At 71.3% G+C, this 20,682-nt stretch carries 20 protein-coding genes and 2 tRNA genes; 14 read left to right on the top strand and 8 right to left on the bottom strand.

Annotated elements, in window-relative coordinates:
* Window positions 1-98: 98 nt before the first annotated feature.
* From ACSU6L_RS12760 to ACSU6L_RS12745, 4 genes are all read left to right on the top strand, one after another.
* The gene (locus ACSU6L_RS12760) at window positions 99-1,211 is read left to right on the top strand and encodes an SDR family oxidoreductase (protein ID WP_437056454.1); all 1,113 of its coding nucleotides are present in this window, start codon (window positions 99-101) and stop codon (window positions 1,209-1,211) included.
* Window positions 1,212-1,336: 125 nt separating this feature from the next.
* Complete coding sequence (locus tag ACSU6L_RS12755; protein ID WP_437056452.1) at window positions 1,337-1,798, top strand: molybdenum cofactor biosynthesis protein MoaE; 462 nt, start codon at window positions 1,337-1,339, stop codon at window positions 1,796-1,798.
* Window positions 1,799-1,921: 123 nt separating this feature from the next.
* Window positions 1,922-2,086, top strand: coding sequence for a hypothetical protein (locus tag ACSU6L_RS12750; RefSeq protein WP_437056450.1), 165 nt, complete (start codon window positions 1,922-1,924; stop codon window positions 2,084-2,086).
* 49 nt (window positions 2,087-2,135) lie between these two features.
* Window positions 2,136-3,233, top strand: coding sequence for a YlbL family protein (locus ACSU6L_RS12745; protein ID WP_437056448.1), 1,098 nt, complete (start codon window positions 2,136-2,138; stop codon window positions 3,231-3,233).
* An 87-nt stretch (window positions 3,234-3,320) separates the two neighbouring features.
* Here ACSU6L_RS12745 and ACSU6L_RS12740 read toward each other — a convergent pair whose 3' ends face one another.
* Complete coding sequence (locus ACSU6L_RS12740) at window positions 3,321-3,866, bottom strand: PPA1309 family protein (protein WP_437056446.1); 546 nt, start codon at window positions 3,864-3,866, stop codon at window positions 3,321-3,323.
* A 163-nt stretch (window positions 3,867-4,029) separates the two neighbouring features.
* Between ACSU6L_RS12740 and ACSU6L_RS12735 the strand changes: the two genes are divergently transcribed.
* The 4 genes from ACSU6L_RS12735 (at window position 4,030) to ACSU6L_RS12720 (ending at window position 9,292) form a co-directional block, all read left to right on the top strand.
* A complete protein-coding gene (locus tag ACSU6L_RS12735; RefSeq protein ID WP_437064860.1) occupies window positions 4,030-6,975 on the top strand; it encodes a UPF0182 family membrane protein in 2,946 nt (981 codons plus the stop codon).
* Between the two features lie 43 nt (window positions 6,976-7,018).
* A tRNA-Met gene (locus ACSU6L_RS12730) sits at window positions 7,019-7,092 on the top strand.
* Window positions 7,093-7,297: 205 nt separating this feature from the next.
* Window positions 7,298-9,157 (top strand): sel1 repeat family protein, encoded by a 1,860-nt coding sequence (locus ACSU6L_RS12725; protein WP_437056444.1) that lies wholly within the window; start codon window positions 7,298-7,300, stop codon window positions 9,155-9,157.
* A gap of 61 nt (window positions 9,158-9,218) precedes the next feature.
* Window positions 9,219-9,292 (top strand) — tRNA-Met (locus ACSU6L_RS12720).
* 141 nt (window positions 9,293-9,433) lie between these two features.
* Here the strand turns inward: ACSU6L_RS12720 and ACSU6L_RS12715 are convergent.
* The gene (locus ACSU6L_RS12715; protein WP_437056442.1) at window positions 9,434-9,850 is read right to left on the bottom strand and encodes a Fur family transcriptional regulator; all 417 of its coding nucleotides are present in this window, start codon (window positions 9,848-9,850) and stop codon (window positions 9,434-9,436) included.
* Between the two features lie 155 nt (window positions 9,851-10,005).
* On the opposite strand from ACSU6L_RS12715, the gene ACSU6L_RS12710 reads away from it, so the two are divergent.
* The gene (locus ACSU6L_RS12710; protein ID WP_437056440.1) at window positions 10,006-11,460 is read left to right on the top strand and encodes a catalase; all 1,455 of its coding nucleotides are present in this window, start codon (window positions 10,006-10,008) and stop codon (window positions 11,458-11,460) included.
* A gap of 100 nt (window positions 11,461-11,560) precedes the next feature.
* Here the strand turns inward: ACSU6L_RS12710 and ACSU6L_RS12705 are convergent, their stop codons facing one another.
* Window positions 11,561-11,971 carry a CBS domain-containing protein gene (locus tag ACSU6L_RS12705; protein WP_437056438.1) on the bottom strand — a complete coding sequence of 137 codons (411 nt, stop codon included), beginning with the start codon at window positions 11,969-11,971 and terminating at the stop codon, window positions 11,561-11,563.
* Window positions 11,972-12,133: 162 nt separating this feature from the next.
* Window positions 12,134-12,934 (bottom strand): histidinol-phosphatase, encoded by an 801-nt coding sequence (hisN, locus tag ACSU6L_RS12700; RefSeq protein WP_437056436.1) that lies wholly within the window; start codon window positions 12,932-12,934, stop codon window positions 12,134-12,136.
* Between the two features lie 690 nt (window positions 12,935-13,624).
* Here hisN and ACSU6L_RS12695 point away from each other — a divergent pair.
* Window positions 13,625-14,233, top strand: coding sequence for a TetR/AcrR family transcriptional regulator (locus tag ACSU6L_RS12695; RefSeq protein ID WP_437056434.1), 609 nt, complete (start codon window positions 13,625-13,627; stop codon window positions 14,231-14,233).
* A 7-nt stretch (window positions 14,234-14,240) separates the two neighbouring features.
* On the opposite strand, the gene ACSU6L_RS12690 is transcribed toward ACSU6L_RS12695, so the two are convergent.
* The 4 genes from ACSU6L_RS12690 to ACSU6L_RS12675 all read right to left on the bottom strand — a co-directional run bounded on the left by ACSU6L_RS12690 (window position 14,241) and on the right by ACSU6L_RS12675 (window position 17,867).
* Window positions 14,241-14,564 carry a DMT family transporter gene (locus ACSU6L_RS12690; protein ID WP_073940824.1) on the bottom strand — a complete coding sequence of 108 codons (324 nt, stop codon included), beginning with the start codon at window positions 14,562-14,564 and terminating at the stop codon, window positions 14,241-14,243.
* Between the two features lie 135 nt (window positions 14,565-14,699).
* On the bottom strand, window positions 14,700-15,710 hold the full coding sequence (gene rsgA / locus ACSU6L_RS12685) for a ribosome small subunit-dependent GTPase A (protein ID WP_437056432.1): 1,011 nt from the start codon (window positions 15,708-15,710) through the stop codon (window positions 14,700-14,702).
* 10 nt (window positions 15,711-15,720) lie between these two features.
* On the bottom strand, window positions 15,721-17,058 hold the full coding sequence (aroA, locus tag ACSU6L_RS12680) for a 3-phosphoshikimate 1-carboxyvinyltransferase (protein ID WP_437056430.1): 1,338 nt from the start codon (window positions 17,056-17,058) through the stop codon (window positions 15,721-15,723).
* Window positions 17,059-17,153: 95 nt separating this feature from the next.
* Complete coding sequence (locus ACSU6L_RS12675; protein ID WP_437056428.1) at window positions 17,154-17,867, bottom strand: M50 family metallopeptidase; 714 nt, start codon at window positions 17,865-17,867, stop codon at window positions 17,154-17,156.
* Window positions 17,868-17,918: 51 nt separating this feature from the next.
* Here ACSU6L_RS12675 and ACSU6L_RS12670 point away from each other — a divergent pair, with 51 nt between their 5' ends.
* The 4 genes from ACSU6L_RS12670 (at window position 17,919) to rsrA (ending at window position 20,658) form a co-directional block, all read left to right on the top strand.
* Window positions 17,919-18,734, top strand: coding sequence for an SOS response-associated peptidase (locus ACSU6L_RS12670; RefSeq protein ID WP_437056426.1), 816 nt, complete (start codon window positions 17,919-17,921; stop codon window positions 18,732-18,734).
* 1 nt (window position 18,735) lies between these two features.
* A complete protein-coding gene (locus ACSU6L_RS12665; RefSeq protein WP_437056424.1) occupies window positions 18,736-19,386 on the top strand; it encodes an alpha/beta hydrolase family protein in 651 nt (216 codons plus the stop codon).
* Window positions 19,387-19,663: 277 nt separating this feature from the next.
* The gene (locus ACSU6L_RS12660) at window positions 19,664-20,359 is read left to right on the top strand and encodes a sigma-70 family RNA polymerase sigma factor (protein WP_198948493.1); all 696 of its coding nucleotides are present in this window, start codon (window positions 19,664-19,666) and stop codon (window positions 20,357-20,359) included.
* Window positions 20,356-20,658, top strand: coding sequence for a mycothiol system anti-sigma-R factor (gene rsrA / locus ACSU6L_RS12655; RefSeq protein WP_073940829.1), 303 nt, complete (start codon window positions 20,356-20,358; stop codon window positions 20,656-20,658). Before ACSU6L_RS12660 ends, rsrA begins: the two co-directional genes overlap by 4 nt.
* Window positions 20,659-20,682 lie beyond the last annotated feature (24 nt).

Below are 20,682 nucleotides of genomic sequence, written 5' to 3'. Positions count from 1 at the left end.
GGTGCTTCGCCGACAGGAGGCCTGCGGCAGGATGGATGCCACCTGGTACGTACGCGTCACTCGCGCTCGTATGTGAAGACAACCGCTGGAGACACCCGGTGAGTTCCCCAGATCCGCAGGTTCGCGCAGCGCGAAACCACTCAACCTCCACCGCCGCGCGCGGCCCCGTCGTCGCGGTCACCGGCGCCGCGTCCGGCGTCGGCGCGCTGCTCACCGCGCGGCTGGCCGCGTCGGAGGAGATCAAGCAGGTCATCGCGATCGACGAGCGACGAGGCGAGTGCGCGGACGCGCAGTGGCACATCCTCGACGTCCGTGATCCGGCGATCGCCGAGAAGCTGCGCGGCGCGGACGTCGTCGTCCACCTCGCGCTCGACCTCGACCTGGAGAGCGACGCGGCCGCCCGGACGGCGTACAACGTCCGGGGGACGCAGACCGTGCTCACGGCGGCCGCCGCGGCCGGGGTGCACCGCGTGGTGCTGTGTACCTCGGCGATGGTCTACGGGGCGCTGCCGGACAACGAGCTGCCCCTGTCGGAGGACGCCGAGCTGCGCGCCACGGCCGAGGCGACCGGCGTCGGGGACCTGCTGGAGATCGAGCGGCTGGCCCGGCGGGCGCCCCGCGCCCACCCCGGGCTCAACGTCACCGTGGTGCGGCCCGCGGTCCTGGTCGGCGGCACCGACACCGCGCTGACCAGGTACTTCGAGTCGCCTCGGCTCCTTGTGGTGGCCGGGTCGCGGCCGGCCTGGCAGTTCTGCCACGTCGAGGACCTGTGCGGGGCGCTGGAGTACGCCGTCCTGGAGAAGGTGGACGGCGAACTGGCCGTCGGGTGTGACGGCTGGCTTGAGCAGGAGGAGGTCGAGGAGCTGAGCGGCATCCGGCGGATGGAGCTGCCCTCGGCGGTCGCGCTCGGCGCGGCGGCCCGGCTGCACCGGATCGGCCTCACGCCCTCCCCGGCCGGGGACCTCGCGTACACGATGTACCCCTGGGTGGTGAGCGGCAGCCGGCTGCACGACGCCGGGTGGCGGCCGCAGTGGACCAACGAGGAGGTGCTGGCGGAGCTGCTGGAGGAGGTCTCCGGGCGGCACACCGTGGCCGGGCGGCGGCTCGGGCGCAAGGACGCGACGGCGGCGGGCGCGGCCGGTGCGACGGTGGCGCTGCTGGGCGCGGCGGCGGTGGTGCGGCGGGCCCGGAAGGCCCGCCGGCGGATCTGAGGTCCGCCGGGGTCGCGTGCCCCGCCGGCCCCCGCCCCGCCCTGTAGGAGGCTCCAAAACGGGCTCGCCGGTGACAGGGGAAACGGCTATTCCGCCTTGTCGGCGGGGTGAGGCAGGATGGAGGCATGGCAGCCACGAACGATCACCCCGGTGAACTGGGCGCGCAGGAGCCCGTCAAGCTGATCGGCATCAGGGAAACGCCGCTGTCCGTGGACGAGGTCTTCCGGGCGGTCGGGGACGACGCCGCCGGGGGGACCGCGCTGTTCGTGGGGACCGTGCGCGATCACGACGGCGGGGCCGACGTCGCCGAGCTCGGCTACTCGTGCCATCCGAGCGCCGAGGCGGAGATGCGGCGGATCGCGGAGAAGGTCGCCGCCGACTTCCCGGTGCGCGCGCTGGCCGCGGTGCACCGCGTGGGGGACCTGCGGGTCGGAGACCTCGCCGTGGTGGTCGCCGTCTCGTGCCCGCATCGCGGGGAGGCCTTCGAGGCGTGCCGCAAGCTGATCGACGACCTCAAGCACGAGGTGCCGATCTGGAAGCACCAGAAGTTCTCCGACGGCACGGAGGAGTGGGTCGGCGCCTGCTGAGCGCCACCGCCGACCGAATCCGGCCTCCGGTTGCGTAACCGTACCCCTGGCGTGAGCGTTGTCAGTGCGGATGGTTAATCTGCTGATCAGTCAGTTGCGGACGCGCGGGGTTGGGAGGTCGGCATGGCGGCGCTCGCCTGGTTGCTGATTCCGCTTGTGGCTGCGATCGGCGCTGGTCTCTGGGGCGTGTGGGCCAATCGGACCCGCAAGGTGCGCAGTGACGGCCCTGAGCTCGACGGATACGCCCGTTTCTGCGCCGCCATGGAGAAGTCCCACAGTGGTGGCTGATCACCGGACCTGACGGTGCGCTGACAGACGCGTCCCGTACTGTCGAGGCATGCCACGCCGCACCGCGACGATGCTCGCCTCCACCCTGATGCTGATCGCGCTCCTGTGCGCGGGGGTGCTCATCCCCGTGCCGTACTCGGAGATGTCCCCGGGGCCGACGGTGAACACGCTGGGTGAGCACGGCGGCGAGCCGGTGCTGCAGATCTCGGGCCACAAGACCTACGAGACGTCCGGCCACCTCAACATGACCACGGTTCGCGTGACCAGCGCCGACTACCGGATGAACCTGGTCGAGGCGGTCTACGGCTGGCTCGCGCACGACAACAAGGTCGTGCCGCACGACACGCTCTACCCGGACGGCAAGACCGAGGAGGAGTCCACCCAGGAGAACGCCGAGGAGTTCAGCCAGTCCCAGGAGAGCGCCAAGGTCGCCGCCCTGAAGGAGCTGGACATCCCGGTGGAGTCCTGGGTGATCGTCTCGACCGTGGTGAAGGGCTCGCCGGCCGAGGGCAGGCTGCACGCGGGCGATGTGATCAAGGCGGTCGACGGTACGGCGGTGAAGGAGCCCGCCGACGTCGCGGAGCTGGTCACCAAGCACAAGCCGGGCGAGGACGTGCGCTTCACGATCGTGCCGGCCAAGGAGCAGGCCGCGGCCGAGAAGGAGAAGCGGGCGGCGGCCAGGACCGAGAAGATCACCATCACCACCGCGACCTCCGACGACGCCGGCGAGAAGCGCGCCGTCGTGGGGATCTCCGCCGGGACGGACCACACGTTCCCGTTCACGGTGGACATCAAGCTCGCCGACGTCGGCGGACCCAGCGCGGGCCTGATGTTCGCTCTCGGCATCTACGACAAGCTCACCCCGGGCAGCCTCACCGGCGGCCGGTTCGTCGCCGGCACCGGCACCATCGACGACGCGGGCGAGGTCGGCCCGATCGGCGGTGTCGAGATGAAGACGGTCGGCGCGAGGGACAAGGGCGCGGAGTTCTTCCTGACGCCCGCCGACAACTGCGCGGCCGCCGCGAAGGACACCCCCGAGGGCCTGACCCTGGTCAAGGTGGACACCATCGACGACGCGCTGGACGCGCTGAAGGACATCCGCAGCGGCGACACCGCCGACCTGCCGAAGTGCACGGCCAAGGGCTGAACGACCCGTCGCCGTACGCGGCTGGGGGCGCCCCGCGCAGGCACGGGCGCCCCCATCGCCGTGATCGGGCCTACGACCCCGGGCCGCTCAGTCCTCGAACGTCGCCGCCAGCGCCTCCGCCAGCCCCGGCACCAGGTCGGAGCCGGTGAGCACCTCGGTCGCCGAGTCCTTCTCGCGCAGCCGCAGGGCGGACTCGCGGACCCCGTCCCGCAGCACGGCGACCGTCATCCGGACCTCCTGGCGCTCGGGGTGCTTCGCCACCCACTTCGCCAGCGCGGCCTCGTCCAGGTCCTGCGGAACCTGGGCCTCCGCGGACGGCGGCAGCATCAGGCGCTCCACGGTGAGCGCGCAGCCGGCCACCGCGTCGGGCCAGGCGATGGTGGCCAGGAACTCGTCGAGCGCCTTGTCCGTTGGAATCTCGTCCTGCTCGATCGGGGTCAGGGCGGCGGTGTTCTCCTGCTCGTCCGCCAGGCCGAGCTGCGCCGCGAGGGCGGGCTCCTGGGCCCGCAGCCGCGCGGTGTCTACGAGGGCGAAAAGGCGGGCGGGCTGGTCCCAGCCGAGGCCGGAGGCGTACTCGTCGATCTCGAGTACGGCCCGGGTGAGCGGGCTCGCCGCCATGGGAGTGTTGGACATGGTCACAATCCTGCCTGGTTCCGGCCCGGAATCGGGAACCGAGTAAAGCGTGAGTAAGTTGCATAGGTGAGGGCCTACGATCACGGGGCCCCTCCCACGGCCCGCGAAATCGGGGGCCTGACCTACCAACAGCGACTTTCGAGGTGCCACCTTGGCTTTCCAGATGCCGGACCGCGGCGGAGGCCCGACGGGGCCACGGATCAGAGTGGGCCGCCCGTCCCGGCGTGTCCGGACCCTGCTCATGACACTGGGCGTCCTTGCCGTGCTCGGCATGGCGTTCACCATGTTCGCGGGCTTCTGGACGGACTGGCTCTGGTACCGCTCGGTGAACTACTCCTCGGTCTTCACCACCACCCTGTGGACCAAGATCGGGCTCTTCTTCGTCTTCGGCCTGCTCATGGCCCTGGCGGTCGGCTTCAACATCTGGCTGGCGCACCGGCTGCGGCCGCCGCTGAGCGCGATGTCGATGGAGCAGCAGAGTCTCGACCGCTACCGGATGGGCATCGCGCCCTACAAGAAGTGGCTGCTGTTCGGCATCACTGCCCTGGTGGGCCTGATCGCCGGCGCGTCCGCGTCCGGCCAGTGGCGGACCTGGCTGATGTGGGTCAACGGCGTGCCGTTCGGCACGAAGGACCCGCAGTTCCACCTGGACGTCGCCTTCTACGCCTTCGACCTGCCCTGGTACCGGTTCCTGCTCGGCTTCGGCTTCGCCGCCGCGATCCTCTCCGTGATCGCCGCCGCGCTCACCCACTACCTGTACGGCGGGCTGCGCGTCACCAGCCCCGGCGCCCGCGCCACGGCCGCCGCCACCGGCCATCTGTCGGTGCTCATCGGCATCTTCGTCGCCCTGAAGGCGGTCGCCTACTGGCTCGACCGGTACGGTCTCGCGGTGAAGTCCAGCGACTTCAAGGCGACGGACAACTGGACGGGCCTGAGGTACGTCGACGCGAACGCCTATCTGCCGGCCAAGACGATCCTGTTCTGCATCGCCGTCATCTGCGCCCTGTTGTTCTTCGCCACCCTGTGGCGGCGCACCTGGCAGCTGCCGGTCATCGGCTTCGGCCTGATGGTCCTCTCGGCGATCCTCATCGGCGGTCTGTACCCGGCGATCGTCCAGAAGTTCCAGGTCCAGCCGAACGAGCAGGCCAAGGAAGCGCCGTACGTCGAGAAGAACCTCAAGGCCACGCGTGAGGCCTACGGCATCGACGGGACCAAGGTCAGCGACTACCCCGGTACGAGCAAGACCGAGGACAAGACCGAGCTGCGCGACGACGCGGACAGCGCGGCGAGCATCCGGATCATGGACCCGAACATCGTCTCGCCGACGTTCCAGCAGCTCCAGCAGATGCGGAACTACTACGCGTTCCCGACCAACCTGGACGTCGACCGCTACAACAAGGACGGCAATGACCAGGACACGGTCATCGGTCTGCGCGAGCTGAACCTGGCCGGCATCCCGAAGAAGAACTGGATCAACAACCACTTCCGTTACACCCACGGCTACGGCGTGGTCGCCGCCAAGGGCACCACCGCCGACTCCGAGGGCCGTCCGGTCTTCACCGAGTCCGACCTGCCGTCCAAGGGCGACCTCGGGACGTACCAGCAGCGGGTCTACTACGGCGAGAAGACCACCACGTACTCGATCGTCGGCGGTCCCCAGAAGGAGATCGACTACTCCGACGACAGCGGCGAGAAGACCTACAGCTACGAGGCCAAGAGCGGGGTCAACCTCTCCAACCCGGTCAACCGGGCCGCTTACGCGGTGGCGCTCAACGAGCCGCAGATCCTCTACTCCGGTGCCATCGGCGAGGGTTCGCGGATCCTGTACAACCGCACGCCCAAGGAGCGCGTCGAGGCGGTCGCCCCGTGGCTGACCATCGACGGTGACGCCTACCCGGCGGTCGTCGACGGGAAGATCCAGTGGATCGTCGACGCGTACACGACGACGAACGGCTACCCGTACGCCTCCCGTACGACGCTCGGTGACACCACCGCCGACTCGCTGACCGCGACCAACGACTCCCGCGCGGTGGTCGCCCAGCAGAACCAGGTCAACTACATCCGCAACTCGGTGAAGGCGACCGTCGACGCGTACACCGGCGAGGTCAAGCTCTACCAGTGGGACACCCAGGACCCGGTTCTCAAGACCTGGATGAAGGCGTTCCCGGACACGGTCGAGCCGAAGAGCGCGATCTCCGAGCAGCTGATGTCCCATCTGCGCTACCCGCAGGACCTGTTCAAGGTGCAGCGCGAGCTGCTCACCCGCTACCACGTGAAGGACGCCGAGACGTTCCTCAGCGGCAGCGAGGTGTGGCAGGTGCCGGACGACCCGACCAACAAGACGGGCGACGCGGTGCCGCCGTACTACCTGAGCATGAAGATGCCCGACCAGAAGGAACAGGCGTTCTCGCTGACGACCACCTTCACGCCCAACGGCCGGGACAACCTCAGCGCGTTCATGGCGGTCGACGCGGAGGCCGGCACCAGCGGCTACGGCCAGATCAGAGTCCTGAAACTGCCGACGAGCACCACGGTCTCCGGACCGAAGCAGGTGCAGAGCCAGTTCAACTCCGAACAGGACATCGCCGAGTCGATCAGGCTGCTGAGAGGCGGTGACTCGGAGGTCGAGTACGGCAACCTGCTGACGGTGCCGCTGGACGGCGGACTGCTGTACGTGGAGCCGGTCTACGTCCGCGGCGGCGGGCTGAAGTACCCGCTGCTGCGCAAGGTCCTGGTGACCTACGGCGGCAACACCGCGTTCGAGGACACCCTCGAGGAAGCCCTCAACAAGGTCTTCGGAGCGGAGGGTTCGGCCCCCGAGCCACCCGAGGAAGAGGGCGGTGGCACCACGCCCCCGCCGCCGGCCACCGAGAACCCGACGGTCGAGGACGCGCTCTCCGACGCCCAGAAGGCGTTCGAGGCCGGCCAGGAAGCCCTGCAGAAGGGCGACTGGGAGGCCTACGGCCGGGCGCAGGAGGACCTCGAGGACGCGCTGAAGCGTGCCGAGGAGGCCCAGTCGCAGACCGACAAGACCGGTGGCGGCAGTGGCGGCGGCGGTGAAGGCGGCGGTGACGCCAGTCCCAGTCCGAAGCCCAGCCCCAGTAGCTGATCAAGTGCTCCCTCCGCGCCGTGGTACGGTTGATGAACAACGGCGCGGGGTGGAGCAGCTCGGTAGCTCGCTGGGCTCATAACCCAGAGGTCGCAGGTTCAAATCCTGTCCCCGCTACTGAAAACCGAAGGCCCGGATCCTCAAGGATCCGGGCCTTCGTGATGTGCGAACTCATGTGCCGGTGTTCTCGACCGCCGCGCCGCCGTGGGGAGTTGGGAGAAGTGTGTTTGACTTGTCTCTCTGTGGGCATGTCGACAAAACGCTGAAGTGACCTCACTGGCTGCGGTATACCAGGTGTACCCGGGTTGCGGGTGGTGCGACGATGGACGTTATGGGGGACATGGCAACTCTGTTCGAGACAGGGCGATTTGTGCAGCCGAGTGGCCAGGAGGAAACCCGTGACGAGGCCGCCGAGGCCGCCGAGGAGGCGCGGCAGCGGCTCGCCGCGGAGGCCGGCGACGTCGAGGCGATGAGCGTTCTCGGGGCCATGCTGCTGCGCCGCGGTGATCTCGACGGAGCGGAACCCCAGCTGCGTGCCGCCACCGCGGCCGGGGACCGTGCCGCCGCGAACAACCTCGGGGTCCTGCTCCATCAGCGGGGCTACCCCGAGGAGGCCGCCGGGTGGTGGCGGATCGCCGCCGTCGCCGGGTCCGCCGCCGCCGCGCACGCGCTCGGGCGGCACCACCGGGAGCGCGGGGACGAGCCCGCCGCCGAGTACTGGCTGCGCCAGTCCGCCGAGCAGGGGCACGCGCTGGGCGCGTACGCGCTCGCCGACCTGCTGGAGCACCGCGGCGACACCGAGGCCGAGAAGTGGATGCGGGCCGCCGCCGAGCGGGGGCACCGCGAGGGGGCGTACCGGCTGGCGCGGGCGCTCGACCGGCGCGCCTCCGCCTCGGGGGACACCGAGGGTGACAACGGTGTCGGGTCCGGCGCCGGCGGGCCCGGCGGTGCCGGGGTCGAAGTCGCGGCCGGGGCGGCGGAGGAGGCCGAGCAGTGGTACCGGCAGGCCGCCGCGCGCGGACACCGGCGGGCCGCGCTGCACCTCGGGGCGATCCTGGAGCGGCGCGGCGACCTGAAGGAGGCCGGGCGCTGGTACCTGACGTCCGCCAAGGACGGCGAAGCGCGGGCTGCGTGTGCGCTCGGGTTCCTGCTGCGTGACGCCGGCGACGAGGAGAGCGCCGCCGTGTGGTGGCTGCGGGCCGCCCAGGAGGGCGACGGTAACGCGGCCAACGCGCTGGGCGCGCTGCACGCCGAGCGCGGGCAGACGCAGACCGCCGAGCGCTGGTACCGGGCGGCGATGGACGCGGGCGACGTGAACGGCGCGTACAACCTGGGGCTGCTCTGCGCCGAGCAGGGCCGGACCACGCAGGCCGAGCAGTGGTACCGGCGGGCGGCGTACGCCGGGCACCGGGAGGCCGCGAACGCGCTGGCGATCCTGCTGCTCCAGGGCGGGGACGAGACCGGGGCGGAGCCGTGGTTCTCCAAGGCCGCCGAGGCCGGCAGCGTGGACGCGGCGTTCAACCTGGGCATCCTCTACGCCGGGCGGGGCGAGGACGCCGCCGCCCTGCGGTGGTACGAGCGGGCAGCCGCCGCCGGGCACACCGAGGCGGCGCTCCAGGTCGGGATGGCGCGGCTGCGGGACGGGGACGAGCAGGAGGCCGAGCGGCATCTGCGGTGCGCGGCCGGCGGCGGCAGCGCGGAGGCCGCGTACCGGCTGGCGACCGTGCTCGACGCACGGCAGCCCGCCGGGGCGGGCCCCGAGCTGGGGGAGCCGGTGCACCGCCGGACCGAGTGCGAGGAGTGGTACGAGCGGGCCGCGTCCCAGGGGCACCGGCGGGCGCAGGTCCGGGTCGGGATGCTGGCCGCGGCGCGGGGCGATGTCGTCGAGGCGGCCCGCTGGTACCGGGAGGCGGCCGAGGCGGGGTCGCGGAACGGGGCGTTCAACCTGGGGCTGCTGCTCGCCCGCGAGGGCAGTGAGCCGGAAGCGGTCGTGTGGTGGAAGCGGGCCGCCGACGACGGGCATGGACGGGCGGCGCTGCGGCTCGCCCTCGTCTACGCGCGTCGCGGTGAGCTGCTGGAGGGGCAGCGGTGGGCCGACCTCGCCGTGACGCTGGGGCCCGGGGAGGTGGCCGAGCGGGCGGCCCGGCTGCGGGACGCGCTGCTGGAGGAACTGTCGGCCTGAGGGGGCACCGGGAAGAGATTTGCTTCTGGTGGCAGGGTTGACGTAATGTTGAGTTCACCGACGCGGGGTGGAGCAGCTCGGTAGCTCGCTGGGCTCATAACCCAGAGGTCGCAGGTTCAAATCCTGTCCCCGCTACTGAAGGCCGAGGGCCGGAATCCGAAAGGGTTCCGGCCCTCGGTGCGTTGAGCGACCCCATGGGGCGATCGCGGAAAAAACGAGGAAGGCCCTGGCGTACGCATACGCCAGGGCCTTCGGTCGTTCTGTGTGCGCCGTGTGCTACGCCGCCGCGCAGCTCGGGCAGACGCCGCGGTACGTCACCTCGACGTCCGACACCGTGAAGCCGAAGCGCTCCGAGTCGGGGAGGTCGGCCAGCGGGTTGCCGGTGGGGTGGACGTCGCGGATCGAGCCGCACTGGGCGCAGACCAGGTGATGGTGCGGCCGGTGCGCGTTGGGGTCGTACCGCTTGGCGCGCTTGTCGGTGGAGACCTCGATGACCTCGCCGAGGGACACCAGCTCGCCGAGGGTGTTGTAGACGGTCGCCCGGGAGATCTCGGGCAGCTTGGCGACGGCTCGGGCATGGACCTCGTCGGCCGTGAGGTGTACGTGCTCGCCGTCGAGGACCTCGGCCACAACACGGCGCTGCGCGGTCATCCGCCATCCGCGTCCGCGCAGTCGATCAAGAAGGTCGCTCATGGAGACCAGCCTAACAGCAAGGGACCTAGGTCCCGAATGGGTGTGAAGTTGGAGCCCCACCGAAGTTGGAGGCTTACTTGACTTAGACATTGTCTATTGTAGGATCGAGATCGGCGTTAGCCAAGGGACAGATAAGACTGATGAAGGGCGCGGACGTGACTCAGGGACCGCTCACCACGGAGGCCGGTGCACCGGTCGCCGACAACCAGAACAGCGAGACCGCGGGCGTCGGCGGCCCGGTGCTCGTCCAGGACCAGCTGCTGCTCGAGAAGCTGGCCCACTTCAACCGTGAGCGCATCCCGGAGCGTGTCGTGCACGCGCGCGGTGCCGGTGCCTACGGCACCTTCACGGTGACCGCCGACGTCACGAAGTACACGCGTGCCAAGTTCCTCTCCGAGGTCGGCAAGCAGACCGAGACCTTCCTGCGGTTCTCCACCGTGGCCGGCAACCTCGGCGCCGCGGACGCCGTGCGCGACCCGCGCGGTTTCGCGCTGAAGTTCTACACCGAAGAGGGCAACTACGACCTCGTCGGCAACAACACCCCGGTGTTCTTCATCCGCGACGCGATCAAGTTCCCGGACTTCATCCACACCCAGAAGCGCGACCCGTACACCGGCTCGACCGAGGCGGACAACGTCTGGGACTTCTGGAGCCTCTCGCCCGAGTCCACCCACCAGGTGACCTGGCTGTTCGGCGACCGCGGCATCCCCGCCTCGTACCGCCACATGGACGGCTTCGGCTCGCACACCTACCAGTGGAACAACGAGGCCGGCGAGGTCTTCTGGGTCAAGTACCACTTCAAGACAGACCAGGGCATCAGGAACCTCACCCAGGAAGAGGCCAACAAGCTCGCCGGTGAGGACCCCGACTCCCACCAGCGCGACCTGCGCGAGGCCATCGAGCGCGGGGAGTTCCCGAGCTGGACCGTGGGCGTGCAGATCATGCCGGCGGCCGACGCGGCGACCTACCGCTTCAACCCGTTCGACCTGACCAAGGTGTGGCCGCACGCGGACTACCCGGTCATCGAGATCGGCAAGCTGGAGCTCAACCGCAACCCGCAGAACGTCTTCGCCGAGGTCGAGCAGTCGATCTTCTCGCCCGCGCACTTCGTGCCCGGCATCGGCCCCTCGCCGGACAAGATGCTCCAGGGCCGGCTGTTCGCCTACGGCGACGCGCACCGCTACCGCGTCGGCATCAACGCCGACCACCTGCCGGTGAACCGTCCGCACGCCACCGTCGCGAACACCAACTCGCGGGACGGCTTCCTGTACGACGGCCGGCACGGCGCCGCGAAGAACTACGAGCCGAACAGCTTCGGCGGCCCGGCCCAGACCGGCCGTCCGCTGTGGCAGCCGTTCGACGGGTTCGCCGGCGGCACCGGCAACCACCCGACGCCGCGGCACGCCGAGGACGACGACTTCGTCCAGGCGGGCAACCTCTACCGCCTGATGAGCGCGGACGAGCAGGAGCGGCTCATCGGCAACCTGGCGGGCTTCATCGCCAAGGTCTCGCGCGAGGAGATCATCGAGCGCGCGATCGGCAACTTCCGCAACGCGGACGCCGACTTCGGCAAGCGGCTGGAGGCCGCGGTCCAGGCCCTGCGCGGCTGAACAACCCGACCAGCGCTGGATCGCTTGCCGTGGACAGCGGGCCGGGTCCCTTCGGGGGCTCGGCCCGCTGGTCTGTGCGGGATCGGGCGGATCGGGTGGGTCAGGCGGGTACGGCGGGTGCGGCGGATGTCTGCCGCCGGGCCGGGGCCCAGCAGCGGATGATGTCGCGGACCGAGACGATGCCGACCGGCTCGTCGCGGTCCAGGACGACGAGATGGCGGAAGCCGCCGTGCGCCATGGCGCGGGCCGCCTCCTCCAGGGTCCAGGCCGGTGCGGCGAAGACGACGTCGGTGGTGGTGTGGGCGTGGGCGCACTCCGTGTCCAGGTTCTGGCCGAGGCCCACGGAGTTGAGGATGTCGCGTTCGGTGAGGATGCCGATGCCGCCGGCGTCCGGGTCGTGGACCACGGCCGCGCCCACCCGGCGGGCGGACATCAGGGCTGCGGCCTGGCGGAGGGTGTGGGTGGGGCCGATGGTGAGGACCACGGTGCTCATGGCGTCGCGGACGAGCATGGGCGGGAGCCACCTCCTAAGGGAACCCCTGATGAAGCCCCGGGCGGGGATTGTTCAGGGATTCACAAATGCACAAGTGGGGGGACTCTCAGAGTGGCAGGCAAAGAGAGGGTCAACAAGGGGGCGCGTGAAGCTCGGACGCGCCCGCCTGTGACTGCTGGCTCAGTACCGCTGGTTCAGGTAGCCCAGGAGCTCGTCGTGCAGGAGGCCGTTTGACGCGGCCGCGTTGCCGCTGTGCGGGCCCGGGCGGCCGTCGAGGCCGGTGAAGGTGCCGCCGGCCTCCGTGACGATGATCGCGTTGGCCGCCATGTCCCACAGCGACAGCTCGGGTTCCGCGCACATGTCCACGGAGCCCTCGGCCACCATCATGTACGGCCAGAAGTCGCCGTACGCGCGCGTGCGCCACACCTCGCGGGTGAGGTCCAGGAAGCCGTTGAGGCGTCCCTGCTCCTCCCAGCCTGAGAGCGAGGAGTACGAGAAGGAGGCGTCCGCGAGCTTGCCGACGCGGGAGACGTGCAGGCGGGTCGCCTTCGTCAGGCTGCGGCCGGTGAACGCGCCGTGGCCCTTCGCGGCCCACCAGCGGCGGCCCAGCGCGGGGGCGGAGACCACGCCGACGACGGGCTGGTAGCCGCCCTCGCCGGCTTCCATCAGGGAGATGAGAGTGGCCCAGACGGGGACGCCGCGGACGTAGTTCTTGGTGCCGTCGATCGGGTCGACGACCCAGCGGCGGGGGCCGGTGCCCTCGATGCCGTACTCCTCGCCGAGGATCGCGTCGCGGGGGCGGGCGCGCTGGAGCTGGCCGCGGATGAGCTCCTCGGCGGCCCGGTCCGCCTCGCTCACCGGGGTCATGTCCGGCTTCGTCTCCACCTTGAGGTCGAGAGCCTTGAAGCGGTCCATGGTGGCGGCGTCTGCGGCGTCCGCGAGGACGTGGGCGAGGCGGAGGTCGTCGAGGTAGTCCGGCATGTGAGGAACCGTATCTGGCGTTGGCGGTACGGGGCCACATGGGCCCTCGGGGTGCTGTGACCGGCGGGGGCGGGCGAGGGTGGGGCGCGCGCCCCGGCGCCGAGGAGGTGCCGCCCGCGCCGCCCCGTGTCGCCCGGGGGCGCGAATGCCCGCGGCTGTGGCGAGCGTGTCCGACCGCGCTTGGGGGGTGGAGGGGTGGTGCGTGCTGCCGAGGCCGGGGCGGGGTGGTGGTTCCGCGGCTCGGGGAAGCGGTGCGCGCGCTGCTGGGAGGGGGAGGGGTGGTGCGGGTTGCCGAGAGAGACGTGGTGCGCGCAGCTCGGGGGCGGAGGGCAGCCCGCGCGGGTCGCGGGAGGCCGTGCTGCCCGCGGCTGGGCGGAGCGGTGACGGCGTTGCTTGCGCGAGGGCTGCCCCGCGTGGCCTGGAGGGGTTCGGTCGTGCCCGCGACTGTGGCCAGCGTTGCCTGGGTGAGGGCTGCACGCGTGGCTTTCCAAGGGCTGGCGGTGGGCGTTGCTGGGGGAGGGGCCGTGTGTGCTGCTCGGTCAAGGGGGCGTGCGTGGCCTTGGTGGGGCGTGCTGGGGGCCGCGGTCGGAACGGGTGGCGGGTGAACCCCTTTGTGCCTGCGTGAGACCTTGACAGTGGTTTGGGGGGCGTCAAATCTGTGCGCAGAGCCGGTTGCCGGCGAGGGAGGCGATGATGCCTGCAGCGCGGGAGTCCCTGCTGGACGCCGCTTACACGGCGCTGGCGCGCCGGCCGTGGTCGGCGGTGCGGATGGTGGACGTGGCCGCGGCGGCCGGGGTGTCCCGGCAGACGCTGTACAACGAGTTCGGCAGCAAGGACGGCCTCGCGCGGGCGCTGGTGCGGCGGGAGGCCGACGGCTTCCTCGCCGGGGTGGAGCGGGCGCTCGCCGCCCACCCCGAGCCCCGGGAGGGGCTGGCTGCCACCGCCGAGTGGATCGCCGAGGCCGCCCGGGAGAACGCGCTCGCGCGTGCCCTGCTCACCGGCTGCTGGAGCGAGCGGCTGCCCGCCCTGGCGCTGACCGCCGTACCGTCCACCTCGGCCGTCCCGGCGCAGCGGCGGGCGGACGGGCCGCTGCCGTCGCCCGGTGACTTCGTGGCCCTGGTCCGTGACCGCGCGGTCGCCGTGGTCTGCGGGCCCGGCGAGGACAAGGCGGAGGCCGCCGAGGCGGCGCGCTGCTGCGAGCTGGTGGTCCGGCTGGCCCTGTCCTGTGTGGCGGCCCCGCCGGGCGAGGGGGGCGTCGCCGGTCTGGTGCGCGGTGTCCTGTACCGGCAGCCGGTCTGACTTACGCTCAGTGCGTCGAGCCCGACAGCTGGAGACCGATCACCCCGATGATCACCAGGCTGATCGAGACGATCTTCAGGGTGGACACGACGTCGCCCAGGAAGACCATGCCGTAGATCGCGGTGCCCGCCGCGCCGATGCCGGTCCACACCGCGTACGCCGGGCCGACGTCCAGCTTCCGCAGGGCGAGGGTCAGCAGGCCGAAGCTGCCGAGGGCGAAGGCGGCGAAGGCGATGGTGGGCCACAGGCGGGTGAAGCCGTGCGAGAGCTTGAGGCAGACGGCGAAACCGGTTTCGAGCAACCCGGCCACGATGACCAGCAGCCACGCCATGTGCTGTCCTCCTGTACGACCCCGTGTATCCCCGTTGCGCACTGTGGCCGCATTGCCCGACTTTGGCTGAGCTTGCTTCCGGCTCGGTGCGATTATGCCCTTACCGGACCCGCTGCCAGGCAAACAATGTCGAGGTCAGTCGCCCTCCCGGCGCTCCCGGGTGGCCAGCAGCCGGCGCAGCGAGTAGAGGCGGGCCGGGTCGGCGTGCCCCTCGGCCACCCAGTCGTCCAGCGCGCAGTCCGGCTCGTCGTGACTGCACGCGCGCGGACACCCCTCGGTGCCGGGTTCCAGGTCGGGGAAGGCGTGGATCACCCGGGACGGGTCGACGTGGTGCAGGCCGAACGACCGTACGCCCGGAGTGTCGACCACCCAGCCGTCCGCGTCGGGCAGAGGGAGGGCCAGGGCCGAGGTCGTGGTGTGCCGGCCGCGGCCCGTCACCGCGTTCACATGGCCGGTCAGCCGTCGCCGCTCCTTCGCCACCAGCGCGTTGACCAAGGTCGTCTTGCCGACCCCGGAGTGCCCGACGAACGCGGTGACCTTGCCCCGCAGGTGGTCGCGCACCCGGTCCGCCGCGCCGCCGTTCTCCAGCTCCTCGCGGCTGGTGACCACGTACGGGATGTCCAGGTCGCCGTACAGCTCCAGCAGCTTGTCCGGCGGGGCGAGGTCCGACTTCGTCATCACCAGCAGCGGCGTGAGTCCACCGTCGTACGCCGCCACCAGGCACCGGTCGATCAGCCGCGGGCGCGGTTCCGGGTCGGCTAGGGCGGTGACGATGGCGAGCTGGTCGGCGTTGGCGACGACCACCCGCTCGTACGGGTCGTCGTCGTCGGCGGTGCGGCGCAGCACCGAGGACCGCTCCTCGATGCGGACGATCCTCGCGAGGGTGTCCTTCTTGCCGGACATGTCGCCGACGAGGGCGACCCGGTCGCCGACCACGGCCGCCTTGCGGCCCAGTTCACGGGCCTTCATCGCGATCACCGGCCGGTCCTCGACGAGGCAGGTCAGCCTGCCCCGGTCGACGGTGAGGACCATGCCCTCGGCGGCGTCCTCGTGCTTGGGCCGGATGTTCGTACGCGGCCGGTTGCCCTTGCGGTTGGGACGGCTGCGGATGTCGTCCTCGTCGGTGTGCTTGCCGTAGCGGCGCATCGCGATGTCCCTATGCCCCGAGCATCCCGGTCCACAGCTCGGGGAAGTCCGGGAGGGTCTTCGCCGTCGTCGCCACGTTCTCGATCTGCACGCCCTCGACCGCCAGGCCGAGGATCGCGCCGGCGGTGGCCATGCGATGGTCCTCGTACGTGTGGAAGACGCCGCCGTGCAGCGGGCGCGGGCGGATGTGGAGGCCGTCGGCGGTCTCGGTGACATCGCCGCCGAGTTCGTTGATCTCCTTGGTCAGGGCCGCCAGCCGGTCCGTCTCGTGAAGCCGCAGATGCGCCACGCCCCGCAGCGTCGACGGGGAGTCGGCGAGCGCGGCGACCGCCGCGATGCCCGGGGTCAGCTCGCCGACCTCGCTCAGGTCGACATCGATGCCATGGACGGCCCCCGAACCGGTGAACCGCAGACCCTGTTCCGTCAGCTCGCAGGAACCGCCCATCTCGGTGAAGATCTCGCGCAGCCGGTCACCGGGCTGCGTGGTCCGGGCCGGCCAGTCCGGGACGAGGATCTTGCCGCCGGTGACCAGGGCCGCCGCGAGGAACGGCTGGGCGTTGGACAGATCCGGCTCGACGGTCAGGTCACGGCCGAGCAGCGCACCCGGCGTGACCCGCCACACGTTCGGTTCGCCGCCCGACTCGGGCGTGTCCACCTGGGCGCCGACCGCGCGGAGCATCTCCACCGTCATCCGGATGTGCGGCAGCGAGGGCAGCGCGGCACCGACGTGCCGCACCTCCACACCCTGGTTGAACCGCGGCCCCGACAGCAGCAGCGCCGACACGAACTGCGAGGACGAGGATGCGTCGATCTCGACCCGGCCGCCGTCCAGGGCGCCCCCGCCGTGCACGGTCAGCGGCAGCGCGCCCCGCCCGTCGTCGTCGATCCGGGCGCCCAGGACGCGCAGCGCGTCGATGACGCCGTGCAGGGGACGCTCGTACGACCTCGGGTCGCCGTCGAAACGGACCGGGCCGTCGGCGAGCGCGGCGACCGGCGGCAGGAAGCGCATCACCGTGCCGGCGTTGCCGACGTCGACCGTGGCCGGGCCGCGCAGTCCCGTGGGGAACACCCGCCAGGCCTCGCCCGTGACGTCACCGGCCCCGGCGCCGACCGAGCTGGACGACACGGTCTCCTCGATCCCCACGCCCATCGCCCGCAGGGCACCGGCCATCAGCAGGGTGTCGCGGGAGCGCAGCGGGCGGCGCACCCAGCCCGGTTCCGAGGCGAGCGCGGCGAGCACGAGGGCGCGGTTGGTGACCGACTTGGACCCCGGCACGTGGACCGTCGCGTCGACGGCTCCGCTCGCGTGGGGGGCGGGCCAGAGGGCGGGGTGTGCATCGTGGGCCATAGGGCCACTTTATAAGGAGGCCGCTCCTCGAGTGCGGCGCCGTTGTGGCTGGTCGCGCCCCGGGCGATACGGCCTCGCGCACCCGCCGCCGGCCGTCACAGGGCCAGCAGCCACCGCCCGCCGCCGATCAGCGAGCACAGCGACACCGCGTGGAAGAGGAACAGCCACACCGCGGCCGGCGCGTGCGTCAGCCTCGCGAGCTGGTCGGCGTCGGAATCAGGCGCTCCGCCGTGCCGCCGCTTCGACTGCAGCTCGAACGCCGGGCGCACGCCCCCCAGCAGCAGGAACCACACCACCGCGAACGCGAACGCCGACTGCACCTGGGGCCCCGTAAGCCAGGACACCAGTACGAACAAGGCCCCCGTCAGCACCACCGTCAGGACCCCGTACGCGTTCCGGATCATCACCAGCATCACCAGCAGCAGGGCCGTCGCCAGCCACAGCAGCAGGGTTATGCGGCCGGAGGCCAGCAGGGCCGCGCCGCCCAGGCCCAGCAGGGGCGGCGCGGTGTAGCCGGCGGCGGCCGTGAGGATCATGCCCAGGCCGTACGGCTTGCCGCGGCTGACGGTGAGGCCGCTGGTGTCGGAGTGCAGCCGGATGCCGGTGAGGGTGCGGCCGGTGAGCAGGGCGACCAGGCCGTGGCCGCCCTCGTGGGCGATGGTGATCGCGTTGCGGGCGAGTCGCCACGGGCCCTGGGGGACGACGACGGCGAGGGCGGCGACCAGGGTGGCGATCACCACCCACAGGTCGGGCTCGGGCTGGGTGCCGACGAGTTCGTCCCAGAGGGAGGTGGCGGTGGTGCTGTCCATGATTGCTCGAGCGCTCCCTCTCGTCGTGCGGAGTCTGGCAGTGTGGCACGTATGTGCGGACGGTTTGCAGCGAGTCGTAGGCCCGAGGATCTCGCGGGCGTCTTCGAGGTCGAGAAGTGGGAGCCGGAGGAGACCCTGGCACCCGACTACAACGTGGCGCCGACCAAGGAGGTCTACGCGGTCCTGGACCGTCCTCTGAAGGACGCCGACGACCCGCGCCCGGTTCGCCAGCTGCGCAAGCTCAAGTGGGGCCTGGTGCCGTCCTGGGCGAAGACCCCGGAGGGCGGCGCCCGGATGATCAACGCCCGCGCGGAGACCGTCCACGAGAAGCCCGCCTACCGCCGCGCCTTCGCCACCCGGCGCTGCATCCTGCCCGCCGACGGCTACTACGAGTGGGTCACCGGCAAGCAGGAGCGGGAGCTGGAGGCCGAGGGCAAGCGGAAGCGGCCCCGCAAGCAGCCCTACTTCGTGCTGCCCGCCGACGGCTCGGTCTTCGCGATGGCCGGGCTGTACGAGTTCTGGCGGGACCGCACGCTGCCCGACGACCACCCGCAGGCCTGGTGGGTCACCTGCTCGGTGATCACCACCGAGGCGGAGACCGCCCCCCTCGCCGTCGCGCCCGCCGAGGGCCCGTACGTGCTCGCCGACATCCACCCCCGGATGCCGCTGATGCTGACCCCGGACCGCTGGGACGCCTGGCTGGACCCGTCCCGCACCGAGACCGAGGATCTGCGCGCCCTGCTCGCCCCGCCGCCGCCCGGCCTGATGCGCGCCTACCCGGTGACCACGGCCGTCAGCAACGTCCGCAACAACGGACCGGAGCTGCTGAAGGAGCTGGAGGGGCCGGAGGAGGGCACACTCTTCTGATGTGACCAGGACTGAGACCACCGAGATCACCGAGCTCGTCGAGACCGACGCCGGAACCGCCCGTATCACCTGGCGCCGGGTGGCGAAGGCCCGGCTCGTGCTCGCCGTCAGCCACGGCGCGGGCGGCGGCGTCGACGCCCGCGACCTGCGGGCGCTGGCGGCGGTGCTGCCGGGGCACGGCGTGACCGTGGCCCTCGTCGAGCAGCCGTGGCGGGTGGCCGGGAAGAAGATGGCACCCGCGCCGAAGACGCTGGACACCGGCTGGCGGGGCATCTGGCCCGCGCTGAGCGCGCCGGGGCTGCCGGTGGTCTCCGGCGGGCGCAGCGCGGGCGCCCGGGTGGCCTGCCGTACCGCCACGGAGCTGGGCGCGGCCGGGGTGCTGGCGCTCGCCTTCCCGCTGCACCCGCCGGGCAAGCCGGAGAAGTCCCGCGCCGAGGAGCTGCTGGGGGCGGGGGCGCGCACGCTGGTCGTGCAGGGCGGCAACGATCCGTGGGGGAAGCCGGCGGAGTTCCCAGACGGGGACTTCGAACTGGTCGAGGTGCCGTACGCCGATCACGGCCTCGCGGTGCCGAAGCGGGCGCCGCTGGACCAGGACGAGGCCCTGGCGGTCGTCACCGACGCGGTCGTGAAGTGGACCGGCTCACTGGCGTGACGCGCCGGGAATGACCGGCGGGTGGTCGCTGTTGCAGCGGACAGAAGTGCTGACGACCAGCACCGACGTCGTAGGAGAGGAAGTCCGCCGCATGGGTTCGACCTTTTGCCCGAGCCGCAGCAGCCGTGCTGACCTGGACTGGACGGTGCTGCACGCGGCCAAGACGGCACCGCTTCGCGCGGCGGGCGGAACGGATCGACAGGCGTCCCCGGCCGCGGGTCGTCTATCCTCCGATTCCAGTGGGACCTTTTTCGGTCCCGTCCGGAACTTTGAGGAGGTGGGTCCGGTCAGCGGTACCGACGCAGGGACCGACAACGGCCAGGCGGAGCTGCCCGAGGGCCAGGGCATCAGCGCGGACGCGAGCACGGAGACGACCGCGGAGCGCAGCGCGCGCTTCGAGCGGGACGCGCTCGAATTCCTCGACCAGATGTACTCGGCCGCGCTGCGCATGACGCGCAACCCGGCCGACGCCGAGGACCTGGTGCAGGAGACGTACGCGAAGGCGTACGCGTCCTTCCACCAGTTCCGCGAGGGCACCAACCTCAAGGCGTGGCTGTACCGGATCCTCACGAACACGTTCATCAACTCGTACCGCAAGAAGCAGCGTGAACCCCAGCGCAGCGCGGCCGAGGAGATCGAGGACTGGCAGCTGGCCCGCGCCGAGTCGCACATGTCGACGGGTCTGCGCTCCGCGGAGTCGCAGGCGCTCGACCACCTGCCCGACTCGGACGTGAAGGAAGCGCTCCAGGCCATCCCGGAGGAATTCCGCATCGCCGTGTATCTCGCCGACGTAGAGGGCTTTGCGTACAAGGAGATCGCGGACATCATGGGGACACCCATCGGTACGGTGATGTCCCGGCTGCACCGGGGCCGCCGTCAGCTGCGCGGGATGCTCGAGGACTACGCCCGCGAGCGCGGGCTGGTCCCGGCCGGCGCCGGTAAGTCGGACGAAGCGAAAGGCTCGGGCTCATGAGCTGCGGAGAGCCGCACGAGACGGACTGCAGTGAGGTCCTGGACCACCTGTACGAGTTCCTCGACAGCGAGATGCCGCCCGTCGACCGGGACAAGTTCCAGCACCACTTCGAGGAGTGCTCCCCGTGCCTGGAGAAGTACGGGCTGGAGCAGGCCGTGAAGAAGCTGGTCAAGCGGTGCTGCGGGCATGACGAGGTGCCGACCGACCTGCGCGCCAAGGTCATGGGGCGCATCGACATGATCCGCTCCGGGCAGGCCGTGCCCGAGCACGACGTGACGGCCACACCGCAGGAGTCCTGAGCCTCCTCCCGGCGGCCGGCCGCC

This window comes from Streptomyces sp. enrichment culture (genome assembly GCF_964272855.1).
Taxonomy (GTDB): domain Bacteria; phylum Actinomycetota; class Actinomycetes; order Streptomycetales; family Streptomycetaceae; genus Streptomyces.
The sequence above is the reverse complement of the archived record's forward strand: the minus strand, read 5'-3'. Positions and strand labels throughout refer to the sequence as shown.

Bases quoted from the DNA above. Each gene is read 5' to 3' on its own strand.
- ACSU6L_RS12735 (WP_437064860.1), top strand. From the start codon at position 4,030: ATGCCGGACCGCGGCGGAGGCCCGACGGGGCCACGGATCAGAGTGGGC.
- ACSU6L_RS12715 (WP_437056442.1), bottom strand. From the start codon at position 9,850: ATGAGCGACCTTCTTGATCGACTGCGCGGACGCGGATGGCGGATGACC.
- rsrA (WP_073940829.1), top strand. From the start codon at position 20,356: ATGAGCTGCGGAGAGCCGCACGAGACGGACTGCAGTGAGGTCCTGGAC.
- ACSU6L_RS12695 (WP_437056434.1), top strand. From the start codon at position 13,625: ATGATGCCTGCAGCGCGGGAGTCCCTGCTGGACGCCGCTTACACGGCG.
- ACSU6L_RS12750 (WP_437056450.1), top strand. From the start codon at position 1,922: ATGGCGGCGCTCGCCTGGTTGCTGATTCCGCTTGTGGCTGCGATCGGC.
- ACSU6L_RS12675 (WP_437056428.1), bottom strand. From the start codon at position 17,867: ATGGACAGCACCACCGCCACCTCCCTCTGGGACGAACTCGTCGGCACC.
- ACSU6L_RS12725 (WP_437056444.1), top strand. From the start codon at position 7,298: ATGGACGTTATGGGGGACATGGCAACTCTGTTCGAGACAGGGCGATTT.
- aroA (WP_437056430.1), bottom strand. From the start codon at position 17,058: ATGGCCCACGATGCACACCCCGCCCTCTGGCCCGCCCCCCACGCGAGC.
- ACSU6L_RS12670 (WP_437056426.1), top strand. From the start codon at position 17,919: ATGTGCGGACGGTTTGCAGCGAGTCGTAGGCCCGAGGATCTCGCGGGC.
- ACSU6L_RS12705 (WP_437056438.1), bottom strand. From the start codon at position 11,971: ATGCTCGTCCGCGACGCCATGAGCACCGTGGTCCTCACCATCGGCCCC.
- rsgA (WP_437056432.1), bottom strand. From the start codon at position 15,710: ATGCGCCGCTACGGCAAGCACACCGACGAGGACGACATCCGCAGCCGT.
- hisN (WP_437056436.1), bottom strand. From the start codon at position 12,934: ATGCCGGACTACCTCGACGACCTCCGCCTCGCCCACGTCCTCGCGGAC.
- ACSU6L_RS12755 (WP_437056452.1), top strand. From the start codon at position 1,337: ATGGCAGCCACGAACGATCACCCCGGTGAACTGGGCGCGCAGGAGCCC.
- ACSU6L_RS12690 (WP_073940824.1), bottom strand. From the start codon at position 14,564: ATGGCGTGGCTGCTGGTCATCGTGGCCGGGTTGCTCGAAACCGGTTTC.
- ACSU6L_RS12740 (WP_437056446.1), bottom strand. From the start codon at position 3,866: ATGTCCAACACTCCCATGGCGGCGAGCCCGCTCACCCGGGCCGTACTC.
- ACSU6L_RS12745 (WP_437056448.1), top strand. From the start codon at position 2,136: ATGCCACGCCGCACCGCGACGATGCTCGCCTCCACCCTGATGCTGATC.